Below are 16,864 nucleotides of genomic sequence, written 5' to 3'. Positions count from 1 at the left end.
CCAGACAGCGCAAGCCTAGCGGGTTTGATATGGAAATAAGGTGATCGCGGATAATAAAATTCTGTCATCAGAGAAATGCTTGCCAAAAAAAACAGGGCCCCGCGGGGCCCTGTCTGCACTGACAACCGGCTTACAGCTCGACCACGTCGAACTGCACGTCCGGGTTCACGTCCGCATCGTAGTCCACCTCATCCAGACCGAAACCGAACAGGCGCAGGAACTCCTGCTTGTAGCCGGTGTAGTCGGTCAGTTCGGAAAGGTTCTCGGTGGTGATGGAGGGCCACAGATCGCGGCAGGTCTGCTGCACGTCATCACGCAGTTCCCAGTCATCCATGCGGATGCGGGCCTGCTCGTCCAGCGCCAGATCCGCGCCGTACAGACGGGTGCGCATCATGCGATCCACCTGCTCCATGCAGCCCTCGTGAATGCCCTTCTCCTTCATGATCTTGAAGGCCATGGAGATGTAGAGCGGCATCACCGGAATGGCGCTGGAAGCCTGGGTCACCACGGATTTCAGCACGGCCACATGGGCGGTACCGCCCTTGGCAGCCAGATCGCCACGGATGGCGGTGGCGGCGCGGTCCAGATCTTCCTTGGCGCGGCCCAGGGTGCCATGCCAGTAGATGGGCCAGGTCAGATCGGTACCGATGTAGGAGTAGGCCACGGACTTGGCGCCGTCAGCCAGCACGCCCGCATCGCGCAGGGCCGCCATCCACAGCTCCCAGTCCTGACCGCCCATGACGGTGATGGTGCTCTGGATCTCTTCCTCGTTCGCCGGCTCGACGGTGGCGGTGATGATCTGATCCTTGTTGGTATCGATGGCGGTGGAGGTGTAGACCTCGCCGATGGGTTTCAGGGCGGAGCGCACCACTTCGCCGGTATCCGGCAGCTTGCGCACCGGGGAGGCCAGGGAGTAGACCACCAGGTCGATCTGCCCCAGATCCTGCTTGATAAGCTCGATCACCTTGGCGCGGCACTCGTGGGAGAAGGCATCGCCATTGACGCTCTTGGCGTAGAGACCCGCCTCTTTGGCGGCCTTGTCGAAGGCAGCGGAGTTGTACCAGCCGGCGGTGGCCGTCTTGGTCTCGCTGCCCGCTTTTTCGAAGAAGACGCCGATGGTGGCGGCACCGCTACCGAAGGCGGCGGCAATGCGGGAGGCCAGGCCATAACCGGTGGAAGCGCCGATCACCAGCACCTTCTTGGGGCCATTCTCGATGGCGCCCTTGGCCTTTGTATAAGCTATCTGGCGACGAACATTGGCTTCACAACCGACCGGATGAGTGGTGGTGCAGATAAAACCGCGAACCTTGGGTTTGATGATCATATGGGGTCTCGGATCCGTTAAATGGATGAAATCGGGGCATAAGATACCTCATTGTGGCCCGCTATGGTGCTCTGATGTGTTGAACGGCGGGGAAAATAGGCCGAGATCCGCCGTTTTGCACGACAACTGGCTACCCCCTGCACAAGGGATGACCCCGTGCGGATTAGCGGGAACGCCGCTGACGTGACCGCTCGCCTTGCGAGGGACGGGCGCCATTGTCTGACCCGACGCCATGTACTAGTGTGCAAAGGGAGGATTCAAGGAGGAGCCTATGTCACGCACCCTGGTCATCTCTCTCGTCTGCCTGGTGATCACCGTCCCCCCCGTTGCCCGGGCCGACGTCTACCAATGTTCCCGCAATGGCCGCATCACCTTCAGCGACATCCCCTGCAGCAGCGACGCCAAACCCCTGCCGCTCAACATCTATACCCCTCCCCCCGAAGAAGTGGAGAAGGCCATCCAGCAGACCCGGGACATTGAGGAGAGCCTGGCCAACAGCCTGAAGCAGCGCGAGCAGGAAGCCGCCAGGAAGGAGGAAGAGCGGCAGGCGGGCCAGCTTCAGAAGTAGGTGAGGAAAACAACCTGGGCCCCGAGCCCCGCCACAGACATCGCTCTCCCGCCCACCGCAGGGCCCATCCGAGGGAATCCGGCTGAACACACAGAACACAGACGAGCGGCAGCCCTTCTCCTCCCTGCCACTCTGTCTGTCAGGCCCCTTCGTCTACCCAGGCCCACAAGACACCGCATTATCGGCTGCGCCACGTAAAGATGGCCCATAAGGCACCTTCACAGCGAAAATTCATCTCCTGATGCGGCCTGGCCAAGTGTCAGCCAGCATGAGATGGACTGCGCCATAAAAAAGATCCGTTTGATAACCACTCGAATGAGGTTTTGATGAAAAGCGGGGGCATTGGTTAATTAATCTGGAATTCAGCAGCAAAAACAACGAAGTTTCATGGCCGGGCCGTTCAGCTTTGTCAAAAATTGCCGCTATTGTTAATGAGCTCAAATGACCGTCGTCACATACCCAAGGATCTCATGGAGGAGCTCCGTTATGTTCTGGAATCAAAAAGCAAGCAAGGAAGTCAGCGAGCAAGCGGCGAGGATGGTGGAACTGGGAGCGTTCGAGCAGGCCATCCAGTCCCGGGTGCCCTTCATCCAGTTCACCCCGGCGGGCATGGTCACCTTCGTCAACGACCTCTTCCTGGACATCGTGGGATTCACCCGTGAAGAGGTGATCGGTAGGCACCACAGCACGCTCTGTTTCCCGGAAGACGTCAAGACCCGCGAATACGAAGGGCTGTGGCAGGATCTGCGGGGTGGCGTCTCCCGCAATGGCCGCTTCATTCGCCAGTCAAAATCGGGCAAGGCCATCTGGCTGGAAGCCACCTATTTCCCCATCGTCATCGACGGCAAGGTGGAGCGGATCGCCAAGGTCGCCTCGGACGTTACCCAGCAGCAATCCACCCTGGAGCGCACCCAGGCTCTGCTCGCGGCCCTCGACAAGTCACTGGCGGTCATCGACTTCCACCCCGATGGCACCGTCATCACCGCCAACCAGAACTTCCTCAACTGCTTCGGCTACCGGCTGGACGAGGTGGTCGGCAAGCATCATCGCCTCTTCTGCGATCCCGAGTTCTACCAGAAAAATCCCAACTTCTGGCACGATCTCGGCTCGGGGGACATCAAGTCCGGGCTCTTCATGCGCCTGGGTCACCGCGGAGAGAAAATCTGGCTGGAGGCCACCTACAACCCCATCTTCAACCACGAGGGCAAGGTGGTCAAAATCATCAAGCTAGCCAGCGACATCACGGAGCGGGTGGAAAAATCCATCTCCACCCGGGAGGCGGCCCACAAGGCCTGCGCCATTGCCAGCGAGACAGTCGCGAGCGCCGCCAAGGGGCGGGAGGTGATCGACCGGGTGCTGGAAACCTCCTCCCACATCAACCTCTCGGTCAATACGGTCAGCAAGCAGATAGAGCAGCTCAACCAGCAATCCCGAAGCATCGAGTCCATCATCTCCACCATCAGCGGCATCGCTGATCAGACCAACCTGCTGGCCCTCAACGCCGCCATCGAGGCGGCCCGGGCCGGCGAGCAGGGCCGCGGCTTTGCGGTGGTGGCAGACGAGGTGAGGCAGCTGGCGGCGCGGACCTCCAGCTCCACCAACGAGATAGTCTCCGTCATCAAGCACAACTCGGAGATCACCTCCAAGATCACCCAGACCGTCTCCGTCGTCTCCGACAAGGCGGTGGCCGGGCAGGATCAGGCCAACATCATCGCCAACGTCATCAAGGAGATCATCGAGGACGCCAACTCGGTCTCGGACACCGTCAAGAGCCTCTCCATCTGAGCGAAAGCCGCCAATGACAACGGGGGGCCAGGCCCCCCGTTGTCATTGCTATGCGTGCTATCCGTAGAACCGCAAACCGGCTCAGCCATCCCCGAGGAGATAGTGTCTGGCCTCCTCGTCGGCCTGGCCGAGGGCCGTCTCCCACAGCTCGGCGATGCAGAGCCCCTCCTCCCCCACGGCCTCCTCTTCCAGCGCCTCCAGCGCCTGGGCATCGGCCAGGGTAAAGGGGTGGTGGCTCAGCAGCCTCTGCGCTTCATCAAGCAAGTGCATGTCGCTCATCATTGGCTCCTTTCTCGTCAGGGGTCCCTGTCCAGACTGTAGCCCAGTGGCGGCGACTCATCCCCCGGTGGCGACCGCCTCCGCCCGCTTCCTGCCGGACGGCAGCTGACCCACGGCGATGCCGGCCAGCACGGCGGCGCAGGCGAGCCATTGCAGCGGCGTCAGGGTTTCCCCCAGCAACAGATAGGCGAGCAGCAGGGTAAAGACGGGAATGAGGTTCACATAGGCCGCCGCCAGGGTCACCTTCACCTGGGTCACCGACCAGTTGTAGAGCAGGTAGGCCCCGAGCGTCACGAAGGCACCGAGGAAGACGATGACCGCCATGTCCTGCCAGGCCCAGCTCGCGGGCCAGGGTGCACTGAAGGCGAAGGGGGCAAAGAAGAGGGTGCCGACGAAGGCCTGCAGCGCCGTCAGCGTCATCACGCCATAGCGGCTGGAGAGCTTCTTGAACACCACAGAGTAGGTGGCGGCGCAGAGCATGGCCCCCATCTCCAGGCTGTTGCCGAGCAGGGCATTGGGGGCAAACTCGTCAGCCCCCTCCCCCAGCCCCAGCAGGGCGATGCCGAAGATGGCGATGGCAAATCCCAGGAGCTGGCGGCGGCTCACCCGCTCTTTGAGCAGCACGAAGGCCACCAGGGCCACCATCAGGGGCAGGAGCGCGCAGACCATGCCGGCCTGACCGGCGCTGGTGTAGCGCAGGGCATTGACCTCCAGCAGGAAGTAGAGGCAGGGCTCCAGCGCGCCCATCAGGGCCAGCCAGCGCCAGTCCCCCTTCTGGTACTGGACCCGGCCGAGCTGGCGGTAGCAGAGCAGCCAGCAGCCCGAGGCCACCAGCATGCGCATGAAGAGCACCTGGCCGAAGGACCAGACTTCCAGCACATGTTTGAGAGCGATAAAGGAGCTGGACCAGAGCAGCATGGCCAGGGTCAGCGTCAGGATGGGTAAAGGGCGCACAATGCCTCCATGAATTGGGCATTCGAATAATAACCATACGGCCTTGCGGTTGTCTAAAGGCACCTAACATCAGATAATGTGGCCGCCTTCACACCGGATAACCCATCGTCAATGACTGAGTACCTGCTTTTACTGATCGGCACAGTGCTGATCAACAACTTCGTGCTGGTGAAGTTTCTCGGCCTTTGCCCCTTCATGGGCGTCTCTGGCAAGCTGGAAACCGCCATCGGCATGGGACTGGCCACCACCTTCGTGATGACCCTTGCCAGTGCCTGCTCCTACCTGATGGAGCACTACATCCTGATCCCGCTAGAGATCGCCTACCTGCGCACCCTGGGTTTCATCCTGGTGATCGCCGTGGTGGTGCAGTTTACCGAGATGGTCATCCGCAAGAGCAGCCCGACCCTCTATCGCCTGCTCGGCATCTTCCTGCCGCTCATCACCACCAACTGCGCCGTGCTCGGCGTGGCGCTGCTCAGCATCAACGAGCGCCACAACTTCATCCAGAGCATCATCTACGGTTTCGGGGCGGCCTGCGGCTTCTCCCTGGTGCTGATCCTGTTTGCCGCCATGCGTGAGCGCCTGGTGGCTGCCGACGTGCCGGCCCCCTTCCGCGGCGTCTCCATCGCCATGGTCACCGCCGGCCTGATGTCGCTGGCCTTCATGGGCTTTACCGGCCTCATCAAGATATAGCGCTATGACTCACATACTCTTTGCCATTCTGGTGCTGGCCCTGCTGGCCCTGGCCTTCGGCATCATTCTCGGCTTTGCCGCCGTCAAGTTTCATGTGCAGGCCGATCCCGTCGTCGATCAGCTCGACGCCCTGCTGCCCCAGACCCAGTGCGGCCAGTGCGGCTACCCGGGCTGCAAGCCCTATGCGGAGGCGGTGGCCAACGGCGACAAGATCAACAAGTGCGTGCCCGGTGGCGATGCCACCATGCGCAAAATAGCGGATCTGATGGGGGTCGAGCCCCAGCCCCTGGACGGCGGTGAGCAAGCGGCTACCCCCGTCAAGAAGGTGGCCTTCATCCACGAGGACATGTGCATCGGTTGCACCAAGTGCATCCAGGCCTGCCCGGTCGATGCCATCCTCGGCGCCACCAAGGCGATGCACACCGTCATCGCGGCCGAGTGCACGGGGTGCGATCTCTGCGTCGATCCCTGCCCGACCGACTGTATTGAAATGATCCCGGTGCCGACCACGGTCGACAACTGGAAATGGGATCTGGCCAAGGTCGCCATTCCGGTCAAGATAGTGGAATAAACAGCGGAGTAACCATGCAGCATCTGCTCGAACGCATCAAAGCCGGCACCCTCTGGGATTTCCACGGCGGCATTCATCCCCCCGAGAACAAGCACCAGTCCAGCCTGACCCCTGTGGTGGACGCAGGCCTGCCTCCCCAGCTCATCATCCCGGTGCGCCAGCACGCGGGTCCCGCCGGCGAACTGCTGGTACAAGTGGGAGACAAGGTACAAAAAGGCCAGCCGCTCACCCGCTTTGACAAGGGGCGCATCGTGCCGGTGCACGCCTCCACCTCCGGCACCATCACCGCCATCGAGCAGCACACGGTGGCGCACCCCTCCGGTCTCGATGATCTCTGCATCATCCTCACCCCGGACGGCGAAGATGCCTGGGGCGAGCGCAAACCCCAACCGGACTACTGGAACCTGGAGCGGGGCGAGCTGCTGGAGCGCATCCAGCAGGCGGGGATCGCCGGCCTCGGCGGCGCCGTCTTTCCGACCCACAGCAAGCTCGACGGCCGCGGCCAGCTCACCGAGATCCTGATCGTCAACGGCCTGGAGTGCGAGCCCTACATCACCACCGACGACAGGCTGATGCAGGAGTATGCCGACGAGATCATGGACGGCATCCGGGTGCTCAAGCACCTGCTCAAGCCGAAGCTCACCCTGATCGGGGTGGAAGACAACAAGCCCGCGGCCATCGCGGCCCTGACCCGGCATGCCACCGACGCCGATGTGCTGGTCAAGTCGGTGCCGACCAAGTACCCCTCGGGCGGTGCCAAGCAGACCATAGAGCTGCTCACCGGACGCCAGGTCGCCAAGGGCGGCCGCGCGGTGGACATGGGCATCATGGTGCTCAACGTCGCCACCGTGTTCGCCATCAAGCGCGCCATCATCGACGGCGAGCCGCTCATCGAGCGCATCGTCACCCTCACCGGTGACGCCTTCAAGAAGCCCGGCAATGCCTGGGTGCGCCTCGGCACACCGGTACGCTGGCTCCTGCAGCGCTTCGAACTGCAACCGGAAGCGGACCAGCGGGTTATCATGGGGGGCCCCATGATGGGCTTCACCCTGCCCCACGCCATGGTGCCCGTGGTCAAGGCCACCAACTGCCTGCTCTCCCCCACCCGCGCCGAGCTGCCCCCCCCCGGCCCCGAGCAGGCCTGCATCCGCTGCAGCGCCTGCGCCGACGCCTGCCCGGCCACCCTGCTGCCCCAGGAGCTCTACTGGTACAGCCGGGTCAAGGAATACGACAAGGCCGAGAAGCTCAACCTGTTCGACTGCATCGAGTGTGGGGCCTGCGCCTGGGTCTGCCCGAGCGAGATCCCCCTGGTGCAGTACTACAAGATCGCCAAGGACGACATCCGTGAAGCCCGTGCCGAGGCCGAGAAGGCCGAGCGCGCCAAACAGCGCTTCGAGGCTAAGCAGGCCCGCTTCGAGCGGGACAAGGCGGCGCGCGAGGCGCGCCATGCCGAGGCTGCGGCCCAGCGCCGTCAGGCCATGACGGCGGCCGGGGGAGAAGATCCTGTCGCCGCCGCCCTCGCCCGCCTCAAGGCCAAGCAGGAGACCGCCACTACCGAGGCCCCGGTGGACAACACCGCCATGGCGGCGGCGCGCGAGGCTCGCAAGCAGGAGGCGCTGGCACGCCGCGCCGCCAAGGCGGCCGATGAGGCTGCCGCCCCCAGTGCAGAACCCGCCGCCGAGGTGGATCCCAAGAAGGCGGCCATCGCAGCGGCTCTCGCACGCGCCAAGGCCAAGAAAGCTGCCCAGTCTGACGGCGCGGTGAGCAAGCCTGATGGCAATGCAGCACCGGCCCCGCTCACCGAGCCCGCTGCCGAAGCCGATCCCAAGAAGGCGGCCATCGCCGCCGCCCTCGCACGCGCCAACGCCAAGAAAGCTGCCCAGGCCGCCGGTGACGGCGCGGTGAGCGAGGCAGAAAACAACGCCGAGACCGCCCCGCGCGTGGCCGAACCCGTCGCCGAGGTCGACCCCAAGAAGGCGGCCATCGCCGCCGCCATCGCCCGCGCCAAGGCCAAGAAAGCCGCCCAGGCTGCCGGTGACGGCGCGTTGAGCGAGGCCGAAAGCAACGCAGAGACAGCCCCGAACGTGGCCGAATCCGTCGCCGAGGTCGACCCCAAGAAGGCGGCCATCGCCGCCGCCATCGCCCGCGCCAAGGCCAAGAAAGCCGCCCAGGCCGCCGGTGACGGCGCAGTGAGCGAGGCTGAAAGCAACGCAGAGCCCGCCGCAGAGGTCGATCCCAAGAAGGCGGCCATCGCCGCCGCCATCGCCCGCGCCAAGGCCAAAAAAGCTGCCCAGGCCGCCGGTGACAGCGCGGTGAGCGAGGCAGAAAACAACGCAGAGACAGCCCCGCGCGTGGCCGAATCCGTCGCCGAGGTCGACCCCAAGAAGGCGGCCATCGCCGCCGCCATCGCCCGTGCCAAGGCCAAGAAGCTGGCCGCCGAGGCCGCGGCGTCCTCCCCTTCCTCTTCGACCGACAAGAGCCACTGACCCATGTTCAATATCGCGAGTGCGCCCTTTGCCCACAACCGCAAACAGACCCAGACCCTGATGGTGCTGGTGATCCTGGCCTGCCTGCCCGGTTTCCTGGCGCAGACCTGGTTCTTCGGCTGGGGCACCCTGATCCAGATCCTGCTGGCGCTGGTTACCGCGCTGGGCTGCGAGGCGCTGGTGCTCAGGCTGCGTGGCCGGGCCATCAAGCCCGCCCTGCTGGACGGCAGTGCGGCGCTCACCGCCGTGCTGATCGGCCTCTCCCTGCCGCCCTTGCTGCCCTGGTGGATGCTGGTGATCGGCACTGCCTTTGCCGTCATCATCGCCAAGCACCTCTACGGCGGACTCGGCCAGAATCTGTTCAACCCCGCCATGGTGGCCTATGTGCTGCTGCTGGTCTCCTTCCCGGTCCAGATGACGAGCTGGTTGCCCGCCTCCGGCATCGCCGCCTATGACATCGGCTTCGGCGATGCGGCCTCCGTCATCTTCACCGGCTTCAGCCTGGACGGCTACAGCATGGCCCAACTCAAGCAGGGGGTTGACGGCCTGACCATGGCCACGCCGCTCGATACCCTGAAGACCGGGCTGACCCAGGGGCTGACCGCCAGCGAGGTGATGACCAACAAGGTGTTCGAGGGCTGGGGCGGCATCGGCTGGAGCTGGGTCAACCTCGGCTACCTGCTGGGGGGCCTCTTCCTGCTGCAGCAGAAGGTGATCAACTGGCGCATCCCGGCCGCCGTGCTGGGCTCCCTGCTGATCTGTGCCACCCTGGGCTATCTGGCCACGCCGGACAGCACCGCCACCCCCATGCTGCATCTGTTCAGCGGGGCCACCATGCTGGGCGCCTTCTTCATCGCCACCGATCCGGTGAGTGCGAGCACCACGGCGAAAGGCCGTCTGTTCTATGGTGCCCTCATCGGCCTGCTGGTCTATCTCATCCGCCGCTTTGGTGGCTACCCGGATGCCTTCGCCTTCGCCGTCCTGCTGGCCAACCTCTGCGTGCCCCTCATCGACAGCCTGACACGGCCCAAGGTCTACGGGGCCCGCCGCAAATGATCCGGATGCCACTCCCACTCTCAGGAACCATGCAATGTTAAAGAGCATGCGCAAGAACGGCCTGACCCTGGCCCTGTTCGCCCTCGGTTGTACCGCCATGGTGGTGCTGACCTACGAGCTGACCCGGGATCGCATCGCCCACCAGCAGGAGCTGGAGAAGCTGCGTACCCTGGAGGCCCTGCTGCCGCCCGGCAGCTATGACAACGATCTGGTAGCCAGCTGCAAGCTGGTCAGAAGCCCGGCCTACCTGGGCAGCGATCAGCCCATGCCGCTCTATACCGCCACCCTCAAGGGGGAGCACACCGGCTATGCACTGGAAACCGTGGCCCCCGACGGCTACAGTGGGGCCATTCGTCTGGTGGTCGGCACCGATGCCAAGGGCGCCGTCAGCGCGGTCCGGGTGCTGGCCCACAAGGAGACTCCCGGCCTTGGGGACAAGATCGAGCTGAAGAAGTCCAACTGGATAGACAGCTTCGCCGGCAAGTTCCTCACCGCCGATAACGACGCCACCTGGGCGGTCAAGAAGGATGGCGGCGAGTTCGATGCCTTCACCGGGGCCACCATCACCCCCAGGGCTGTGGTCAAGGCGGTGAAAAATCTGCTGAGGCTGCAACAGGAGCACCCCGAACTGCTGCGGGATGCCCCCTCCTGTGACCCCACCCCCTAACGCCGGAGCACAAGCAATGGAACAAGTCGACGTGATTGACGGGCAGAGCCCGGTCAGCGAGAGCCAGGGCCGCCGCGAAGAGCTCAGGGAGCTGATGCTGCAGGGGCTGTGGAAGAACAACCCCTCCCTGGTGCAGGTGCTGGGGCTCTGCCCCACCCTGGCGGTCTCCTCCACCTTCACCAATGCGCTGGGACTCGGCCTTGCCACCATGGCAGTGCTGGTCTGCTCCAACCTGGCCGTCTCTCTGGTGCGCAACTGGGTGCCGAAAGACATCCGTATCCCGGTCTACGTGATGATCATCGCGGCCCTGGTGACCAGCGTGCAGCTCTTGATGAACGCCTACACCTACGGCCTGTATCAGGCGCTCGGCATCTTCATCGCCCTCATCGTCACCAACTGCGTCATCATCGGCCGGGCCGAGGCCTATGCCTCCAAGAACCCGCCCCTGCTGGCCGCCATCGACGGCTTCATGATGGGGCTGGGTTTCACCCTGGTACTGCTGGTGCTGGGCGGGCTTCGCGAGATCATCGGCATGGGCACCCTGTTCGACGGTGCCGAGCTGCTGCTGGGGGACTGGGCCAGGTCCCTGCGCATCGAGCTGTTCCACGCCGACGCCAGCCTGTTGCTGGCGATCCTGCCCCCTGGCGGTTTCATCGGCCTGGGCCTGATGATCGCCGGCAAGAATGCCATCAACGACTGGATGGGCCGCAAGCAGCGCACCGAGAAGGCGCACTGCAGCGTGCCGGCCGCGGGTGCCCGCGCCACCCAGCTCTGAGACAAGAGAGAGTCATGAACAACCAGAAGCGCAGGCAGATCCTGGAGCGACTGCGGGACGACAATCCGCACCCCACCACCGAACTCAACTTCACCACGCCGTTCGAGCTGCTCATCGCCGTGCTGCTGTCGGCCCAGGCCACCGACGTGAGCGTCAACAAGGCCACCGACAAGCTCTACGCCGTGGCCAACACCCCGCAGGCCATGCTGGCCCTCGGGGTGGACGGGGTGAAGGAGTACATCAAGACCATCGGCCTGTTCAACACCAAGGCCGAGAACGTCATCAAGACCTGCACCATCCTGCTGGAGCGCCATGGCGGCGAGGTACCGGAGAACCGCGAGGCCCTCGAGGCCCTGCCGGGCGTCGGCCGCAAGACCGCCAACGTGGTGCTCAACACCGCCTTCGGCTGGCCCACCATCGCCGTCGACACCCACATCTTCCGGGTATCGAACCGCACCGGTTTCGCGGTGGGCAAGAACGTGGATCTGGTGGAGGAGAAGCTGCTCAAGGTGGTGCCGGCGGAGTTCAAGCTGGACGTGCACCACTGGCTCATCCTGCACGGGCGCTACACCTGCCTGGCCCGCAAGCCACGCTGTGGCTCCTGCATCATTGAAGACTTGTGCGAATACAAAGAGAAGGTCTATCCCGAGAGCTGATCCGCAAGGCGCGCCTGACGTGCAGACATTTGCGGACCCGGGCCTCGGGCCATGGATTCAAGGCAGTACCAATCACCAACCCGGAGAATTGAGCAATGAGAATTCTGCATACCATGTTGCGCGTCGGCGATCTGCAACGTTCCATCGACTTCTACACCCGTGTGCTGGGCATGAAACTGCTGCGCAAGAGCGAGAACAGCGAGTACAAGTACACCCTGGCCTTCGTCGGCTACGGCGACGAGAAGGATGAGGCCGTCATCGAGCTCACCTACAACTGGGGCGTGAGCGAGTACGACCTGGGGTCGGCCTACGGCCACATCGCCCTGGAAGCGGACGACATCTACGGCACCTGCGAGGCCCTGCGCGCCGCCGGCGCCAAGATCACCCGCGAGCCGGGCCCGGTCAAGGGCGGCACCACCGTCATCGCCTTCGTCGAAGATCCGGACGGCTACAAGATTGAGCTGATCGCCAAGAAAGATGCCGGCGCCGGCCTTGGCAGCAGCGTCTGAAGACGCTCCGCCGCCCAGGCGATGAGACAAAAAAACGGGGCCATTGGCCCCGTTTTCGTTGCTGAATCTGGCCTCAGGCCAGACGGAAACGCCCCATGGTCCGGTGCAGCCCCGCCGCCAGCTGGCTCAGCTCCAGGCAGGCGCGGGCGGTGTGATCCGCCCCGGTCGCCACCTCGTTGGAGGAGTCATTGATCCGCGCCACGTTGCGGCCCAGCTCATCGGAGACCGCATCCTGCTCGCCACAGGCGCTCGCGATCTGGATCGCCATGTCGGCAATCTGGGCGACCGCCTCCTCGATCTGCTGGATCCCCGTGCCGGTCCGCTCGCTCTGGCTCACGCACTGGCGGATCATCTCGCAGCTCTGGCCGGTCACCGTCTTCGCCTGGTTGGCACGGGATTGCAGGGTCTCGATGATGGCGACGATCTCGCCGGTGGAGGCCTGGGTGCGGCCCGCCAGGGTGCGCACCTCGTCGGCCACCACCGCAAAGCCGCGGCCCTGCTCCCCGGCCCGGGCCGCCTCGATGGCGGCGTTGAGCGCCAGCAGGTTGGTCTGATCGGCAATGCCGCGGATCACGTCCACCACCAGGTTGATCTGGGCCGACTCGCGCTCCAGCTCGGCCACCAGGGTGCCCGCCTGCTCCATCTCCTCGGCGCACCCGGTCGAGGCGGCTCGACGCAGAGTACCCGTCAACAGGACGACCACATTGCCAACGAACTTGAGTCGATTGCCGCAATCGCCCCCACGCCATGGACAAACGGGGGGCCAGGTTATGTAATGACCCTCTCGTCTTCCTCCATCACCGTATTCCGAGGCACCATGGACAACGCATCAACCCTCAGTCCCTCCTGGTCCGTTCAACTGCGCGAGCAGATCCAGGCCCGCCCCCTCATCGCCCTGGGGCTGCTGCTCGCCTTGGCTGCCGTCCTGCTGCTCCTGCTGCAGAGCCTCACCCTGCTGGCGACCGGCGAGATCACGGCGGGCATGCGCTATGGCCTCCTCGGCGGTGCCGCCGGTTTTGCCGCCACGGCGCTGGGCGCCCTGCCAGCCCTCTTTCTGCGCGCCGTCCCCCAGCGGGTGGAAGACGCCATGCTGGGCTTTGCGGCCGGCATGATGCTGGCCGCTAGCGCCTTCTCCCTGCTGCTGCCTGGCCTGGAGGCGGCCGAGGGGATCACCGGCAACGGCTTTCTCGCCGCCGCCGTGGTGGTGATCGGCATGACCCTCGGGGTGCTGCTGATGCTGGGGCTGGATCAGTTCACCCCCCACGAGCACGACAAGACGGGCCCCTGCGGCCCCGGCCACGAGAGCTGCGCCCGGGTCTGGCTGTTCGTGTTCGCCATCGCCCTGCACAACCTGCCGGAGGGCATGGCCATCGGCGTCAGTTTCTCCCAGGGGGACATGACGGTGGGGTTGCCGCTCACCACCGCCATCGCCCTGCAGGACATTCCCGAAGGGTTGGCGGTGGCGCTCGCCATGTGCGCCGCCGGTTTCCGCCCTTCGGTCGCCGTGCTGGTGGCCATCGCCAGCGGCCTGCTGGAACCCCTCGGTGCTCTGCTCGGGGTGGGACTCGCCAGCGGCATGGCCATCGCCTACCCCGTGGGGCTCGGGCTCGCCGCCGGCGCCATGCTGTTCGTGGTCTCCCACGAGGTGATCCCCGAAACCCACCGCAATGGCCATCAGACCCACGCCACTCTGGGCCTCATGGTCGGCTTCGCCCTGATGATGACGCTGGATACCGCGCTGGGATAACGGGTCGGCCCCCGTGCACGCCGTGTTCTCCCACGAAGCGTTCCCCGCGCCGCTGGCCTTGTTCACCCGCCCGCTGCAACGGCTGGCAGGAAAGGGCGAGTTGGCGGCTCTGGTCGAGCGCCATCCCTGACGCCCCCATCCATCCTCGCAATGCTCGGCGCCACCGCCAAGTTTTGCTATCATCCCCGCCAACTTTTCCGGCCCAGCGGCCATCGAGACGAGGTAGATGATGAAAGTAGGTATTATCGGCGCCATGGAGCAGGAAGTAGCCCTGCTGCGCAGCCAGCTGAGCGAGCCCACCACCCTGCAACTGGGCGGCTGCGAGTTCTACCAGGGCCGCCTGGCCGGTAAAGAGGTAATCCTGACCCGCTCTGGCATCGGCAAGGTCGCCGCCAGCGTCGCCACCAGCCTGCTGCTGGAGAAATTCGCCCCCGACTGCGTCATCAACACCGGCTCCGCCGGCGGCTTCGCCCAGGATCTGCACATCGGTGACGTGGTCATCGCGAGCGAAATGCGCTTCCACGACGTGGACGTGACCGCCTTCGGTTACGAGATGGGCCAGATGGCCCAACAGCCCGCCGCCTTCCCCTGCGATGAAAAACTGATCGCCCTGGCCCAGACCTGCATCGCCGAGCAGGGCAAGCACCAGACCAAAGTCGGCCTCATCTGCACCGGTGACCAGTTCATGTGCAAGCCGGACGCCATCGCCAAGGCGCGCGCCGACTTCCCGCAGATGCTGGCGGTGGAGATGGAAGGGGCCGCCATCGGCCAGGTCTGCCACATGTTCAAGGTGCCCTACCTGGTGGTGCGCGCCATGTCCGACATCGCAGGCAAGGAGCAGGTAGAGTCCTTCGACGCCTTCATCGAGGTGGCGGGCCAGCACTCCGCCGAAGTGATCATCGCGCTGCTCGGCAAGCTGTGATTGACGCCCCCGCCTGGGATGCCCAGCTGACCGCCCTCGCCTCGACGACGGCGGCCATCATGGTGGGTGCCGCCCTGCTGGAAGCCGTGCTGCCCTGGCCTGCCCGCTTTCGGCCTGGCGCCGCCGTGCCCCTGCTGACCCGCCTCGGCCAGAAGGTGTATCGCCCCGACGGCACGCCCCGCCAGCAGGTCCAGGCTGGGCTGCTGGCCCTGCTGGTGGTCTGGGTACCCTGCGCCGCCGGGCTCTGGGCTGTGCGCAACCTCTCCCTGTCGGAGCCCCTGTTTGATCTCCTGTTTCTGCTGCTGATGCTGGAATCCCGGCCCCTGCGTGAACTCGCCCAGGCGAACCAGTCCCTGGCGACCCAGGAGAGCCTGGTCGTGGCGCGGCTGCAGGCGACCCCCTGGCTCCAGCGGGAGACGGGCAAGCTGTCGGTGATGGGGCTGAACAAGGCGATCGGCGAGACCTGCGCGCTGCGCCTCGTGGGCCAGTGGGCAGGTCCCTTGCTGGGCTTTGCCCTGGCCGGCGTACAGGGGGCCCTGCTCTGGCGCCTCGCCCAGCTGATGAACCAGGCTTGGAACCCCAAGCAAGCGGCGTTCGTCCACTTCGGCCGTGCCGCTTCGGCGCTCTATCAGGGGCTCTGCGCCCCCGCGACCCTGTTGCTGGCGCTCCCTCTGTGCCTGCCCCGGCTGCGCCAGCTTGGCAGCACGCTGCGCCCGGCCCTCCAGTGGCCCTATCCGGCCGTGGGTTGCCTGCTCAGCCTGCTGGCCCGGGCCACGGGCAGCCGGCTCGGCGGGCCGCGCTACTATCAGGGACGGCTGGTGCGCCTCCCGGTGCTGGGGGAAGGCCGCGAACCCGATGCCTCCTTGCCACGGCGCCTGCTTCGCTGCCTGCTGCTGGCGGGCTGGGGCTGGCTGGCCCTGGCACTGCTCCTGACCCTGCTGGTACTGCACCATGGATAATTCCTTGCACTGGCGGGCCTTCTGCCTGCTGCTCTGCCTGGTGAGCGCCCCCCTGCTGGCTGCGACTCCCCCGGCGCCACAGCGCATCATCACCCTCACCCCCCATCTGACCGAGCTGCTGTATGACATCGGTGCCGGGGATCGCATCGTCGCCACCGATGATTCCTCCGACTTCCCCCCCGAGGTGGCGCCCCTGCCGCGGGTCGCCAACTATCGCAGCATCAACCTCGAGGCCCTGCTGGCCCTGAAACCGGATCTGGTGGTGGCCTGGCGCTCGGCCCAGGCCCGCATGCTGGCCCCCGTCGAGAAGCTCGGTATCCCCGTCTTCTACTCGGAGCCCACCGACTTTGCCTCCCTGGCCACCGAGATGCGCAGCCTCGGGCGCCTGCTCGGCGTCTCCCAGCAGGCCGACGAGCAGGCCGACGCCTATCTCGCCAGGCTAAACGCCCTGGCGATGCGCTATGGCGAGCCCAAGCCCGTCGCCGTCTTCTACCAGCTCTGGTACCCGCCGCTCACCAGCGTCAACGATTCGACCTGGCCGGGCCAGGCCATCGGCCTCTGCGGGGCCCGCAACATCATGGCTCAGGCGGCCACACCCTATCCCCAGGTCGGGCTGGAGCAGGTGATCAAGGCCAACCCCGGGCTCATCCTGGCCGGCGGCCGGGACCCCAAGGTGCTGGACCACTGGCGGCAGTGGCCCATGCTGGATGCGGTCAAACACCGCCGCCTCGCCCTCATCAACGCCGACGAGCTGCACCGCTTCACCCCCCGTGCCCTCAACGCGGTGGAGCAGATATGCGAAGCGATCGCCCAGAACGCTCAACCGGGCACCTGAGCCATCATGGCAATGCGCTTGGGTCGCCCTTGGCGCCCCAGTGATATGGCATAGAATATGCTTCACACTCTGACAGAC

At 65.2% G+C, this 16,864-nt stretch carries 17 protein-coding genes and 2 pseudogenes; 15 read left to right on the top strand and 4 right to left on the bottom strand.

Going from position 1 to position 16,864, the window contains the following annotated elements:
- Positions 1–130: 130 nt before the first annotated feature.
- Positions 131–1,324, bottom strand: coding sequence for an enoyl-ACP reductase FabV (gene fabV / locus J9885_RS05795; protein WP_043761402.1), 1,194 nt, complete (start codon positions 1,322–1,324; stop codon positions 131–133).
- A gap of 271 nt (positions 1,325–1,595) precedes the next feature.
- Here fabV and J9885_RS05790 point away from each other — a divergent pair, with 271 nt between their 5' ends.
- The 3 genes and pseudogenes from J9885_RS05790 to J9885_RS20065 all read left to right on the top strand — a co-directional run bounded on the left by J9885_RS05790 (position 1,596) and on the right by J9885_RS20065 (position 3,677).
- Positions 1,596–1,892 (top strand): DUF4124 domain-containing protein, encoded by a 297-nt coding sequence (locus J9885_RS05790; RefSeq protein WP_210548405.1) that lies wholly within the window; start codon positions 1,596–1,598, stop codon positions 1,890–1,892.
- A 441-nt stretch (positions 1,893–2,333) separates the two neighbouring features.
- Positions 2,334–3,137, top strand: a pseudogene (locus tag J9885_RS20070) (PAS domain S-box protein); the annotation flags it as partial.
- 6 nt (positions 3,138–3,143) lie between these two features.
- Positions 3,144–3,677 carry a methyl-accepting chemotaxis protein gene (locus J9885_RS20065; protein ID WP_269429548.1) on the top strand — a complete coding sequence of 178 codons (534 nt, stop codon included), beginning with the start codon at positions 3,144–3,146 and terminating at the stop codon, positions 3,675–3,677.
- Positions 3,678–3,758: 81 nt separating this feature from the next.
- On the opposite strand, the gene J9885_RS05780 is transcribed toward J9885_RS20065, so the two are convergent.
- Together J9885_RS05780 and J9885_RS05775 are read right to left on the bottom strand one after the other, a co-directional pair.
- Positions 3,759–3,956 carry a hypothetical protein gene (locus J9885_RS05780; RefSeq protein WP_210548404.1) on the bottom strand — a complete coding sequence of 66 codons (198 nt, stop codon included), beginning with the start codon at positions 3,954–3,956 and terminating at the stop codon, positions 3,759–3,761.
- Positions 3,957–4,013: 57 nt separating this feature from the next.
- The gene (locus J9885_RS05775) at positions 4,014–4,910 is read right to left on the bottom strand and encodes a DMT family transporter (RefSeq protein WP_134696079.1); all 897 of its coding nucleotides are present in this window, start codon (positions 4,908–4,910) and stop codon (positions 4,014–4,016) included.
- Between the two features lie 111 nt (positions 4,911–5,021).
- Here J9885_RS05775 and rsxA point away from each other — a divergent pair, with 111 nt between their 5' ends.
- From rsxA to gloA, 8 genes are all read left to right on the top strand, one after another.
- Positions 5,022–5,603 (top strand): electron transport complex subunit RsxA, encoded by a 582-nt coding sequence (rsxA, locus tag J9885_RS05770; RefSeq protein WP_043761412.1) that lies wholly within the window; start codon positions 5,022–5,024, stop codon positions 5,601–5,603.
- 4 nt (positions 5,604–5,607) lie between these two features.
- Complete coding sequence (gene rsxB / locus J9885_RS05765) at positions 5,608–6,174, top strand: electron transport complex subunit RsxB (RefSeq protein ID WP_043761413.1); 567 nt, start codon at positions 5,608–5,610, stop codon at positions 6,172–6,174.
- 14 nt (positions 6,175–6,188) lie between these two features.
- Positions 6,189–8,660 carry an electron transport complex subunit RsxC gene (rsxC, locus tag J9885_RS05760; RefSeq protein WP_210548403.1) on the top strand — a complete coding sequence of 824 codons (2,472 nt, stop codon included), beginning with the start codon at positions 6,189–6,191 and terminating at the stop codon, positions 8,658–8,660.
- Between the two features lie 3 nt (positions 8,661–8,663).
- The gene (gene rsxD, locus J9885_RS05755; RefSeq protein WP_134696081.1) at positions 8,664–9,716 is read left to right on the top strand and encodes an electron transport complex subunit RsxD; all 1,053 of its coding nucleotides are present in this window, start codon (positions 8,664–8,666) and stop codon (positions 9,714–9,716) included.
- A 34-nt stretch (positions 9,717–9,750) separates the two neighbouring features.
- On the top strand, positions 9,751–10,383 hold the full coding sequence (gene rsxG / locus J9885_RS05750) for an electron transport complex subunit RsxG (protein ID WP_210548402.1): 633 nt from the start codon (positions 9,751–9,753) through the stop codon (positions 10,381–10,383).
- A gap of 16 nt (positions 10,384–10,399) precedes the next feature.
- Positions 10,400–11,158, top strand: a complete 759-nt coding sequence (locus J9885_RS05745) for an electron transport complex subunit E (protein WP_210548401.1) — start codon at positions 10,400–10,402, stop codon at positions 11,156–11,158.
- Between the two features lie 14 nt (positions 11,159–11,172).
- Entirely contained in the window at positions 11,173–11,814 is a 642-nt protein-coding gene (gene nth, locus J9885_RS05740) for an endonuclease III (RefSeq protein WP_043761462.1), read from the top strand.
- 95 nt (positions 11,815–11,909) lie between these two features.
- Positions 11,910–12,323, top strand: a complete 414-nt coding sequence (gene gloA, locus J9885_RS05735; protein ID WP_210548400.1) for a lactoylglutathione lyase — start codon at positions 11,910–11,912, stop codon at positions 12,321–12,323.
- A 73-nt stretch (positions 12,324–12,396) separates the two neighbouring features.
- On the opposite strand, the pseudogene J9885_RS05730 reads toward gloA, so the two are convergent.
- Positions 12,397–12,975 (bottom strand): annotated as a pseudogene (locus tag J9885_RS05730) (methyl-accepting chemotaxis protein); the annotation flags it as partial.
- Between the two features lie 165 nt (positions 12,976–13,140).
- On the opposite strand from J9885_RS05730, the gene J9885_RS05725 reads away from it, so the two are divergent.
- From J9885_RS05725 to J9885_RS05710, 4 genes are all read left to right on the top strand, one after another.
- The gene (locus J9885_RS05725; RefSeq protein WP_210548399.1) at positions 13,141–14,070 is read left to right on the top strand and encodes a ZIP family metal transporter; all 930 of its coding nucleotides are present in this window, start codon (positions 13,141–13,143) and stop codon (positions 14,068–14,070) included.
- A 229-nt stretch (positions 14,071–14,299) separates the two neighbouring features.
- Positions 14,300–14,992, top strand: a complete 693-nt coding sequence (gene mtnN / locus J9885_RS05720) for a 5'-methylthioadenosine/S-adenosylhomocysteine nucleosidase (RefSeq protein ID WP_043156394.1) — start codon at positions 14,300–14,302, stop codon at positions 14,990–14,992.
- Positions 14,993–15,051: 59 nt separating this feature from the next.
- Positions 15,052–15,951, top strand: coding sequence for a cobalamin biosynthesis protein (locus J9885_RS05715; protein WP_210548915.1), 900 nt, complete (start codon positions 15,052–15,054; stop codon positions 15,949–15,951).
- Entirely contained in the window at positions 15,944–16,786 is an 843-nt protein-coding gene (locus J9885_RS05710; protein WP_210548398.1) for a cobalamin-binding protein, read from the top strand. The genes J9885_RS05715 and J9885_RS05710 overlap by 8 nt, the downstream gene beginning before the upstream one ends.
- Positions 16,787–16,864: the final 78 nt, after the last annotated feature.

This window comes from Aeromonas sp. SrichE-2G, assembly GCF_017939565.1.
GTDB classification, from domain to species: Bacteria; Pseudomonadota; Gammaproteobacteria; order Enterobacterales; family Aeromonadaceae; genus Aeromonas; species Aeromonas taiwanensis.
This window is presented reverse-complemented; position numbering and strand designations above follow the sequence as displayed.

Coding starts and splice junctions, on each gene's coding strand:
- fabV (WP_043761402.1), bottom strand. CDS start 1,324: ATGATCATCAAACCCAAGGTTCGCGGTTTTATCTGCACCACCACTCAT.
- J9885_RS05790 (WP_210548405.1), top strand. CDS start 1,596: ATGTCACGCACCCTGGTCATCTCTCTCGTCTGCCTGGTGATCACCGTC.
- J9885_RS05780 (WP_210548404.1), bottom strand. CDS start 3,956: ATGAGCGACATGCACTTGCTTGATGAAGCGCAGAGGCTGCTGAGCCAC.
- rsxA (WP_043761412.1), top strand. CDS start 5,022: ATGACTGAGTACCTGCTTTTACTGATCGGCACAGTGCTGATCAACAAC.
- rsxB (WP_043761413.1), top strand. CDS start 5,608: ATGACTCACATACTCTTTGCCATTCTGGTGCTGGCCCTGCTGGCCCTG.
- rsxC (WP_210548403.1), top strand. CDS start 6,189: ATGCAGCATCTGCTCGAACGCATCAAAGCCGGCACCCTCTGGGATTTC.
- rsxD (WP_134696081.1), top strand. CDS start 8,664: ATGTTCAATATCGCGAGTGCGCCCTTTGCCCACAACCGCAAACAGACC.
- rsxG (WP_210548402.1), top strand. CDS start 9,751: ATGTTAAAGAGCATGCGCAAGAACGGCCTGACCCTGGCCCTGTTCGCC.
- J9885_RS05745 (WP_210548401.1), top strand. CDS start 10,400: ATGGAACAAGTCGACGTGATTGACGGGCAGAGCCCGGTCAGCGAGAGC.
- nth (WP_043761462.1), top strand. CDS start 11,173: ATGAACAACCAGAAGCGCAGGCAGATCCTGGAGCGACTGCGGGACGAC.
- gloA (WP_210548400.1), top strand. CDS start 11,910: ATGAGAATTCTGCATACCATGTTGCGCGTCGGCGATCTGCAACGTTCC.
- J9885_RS05725 (WP_210548399.1), top strand. CDS start 13,141: ATGGACAACGCATCAACCCTCAGTCCCTCCTGGTCCGTTCAACTGCGC.
- mtnN (WP_043156394.1), top strand. CDS start 14,300: ATGAAAGTAGGTATTATCGGCGCCATGGAGCAGGAAGTAGCCCTGCTG.
- J9885_RS05715 (WP_210548915.1), top strand. CDS start 15,052: ATGGTGGGTGCCGCCCTGCTGGAAGCCGTGCTGCCCTGGCCTGCCCGC.
- J9885_RS05710 (WP_210548398.1), top strand. CDS start 15,944: ATGGATAATTCCTTGCACTGGCGGGCCTTCTGCCTGCTGCTCTGCCTG.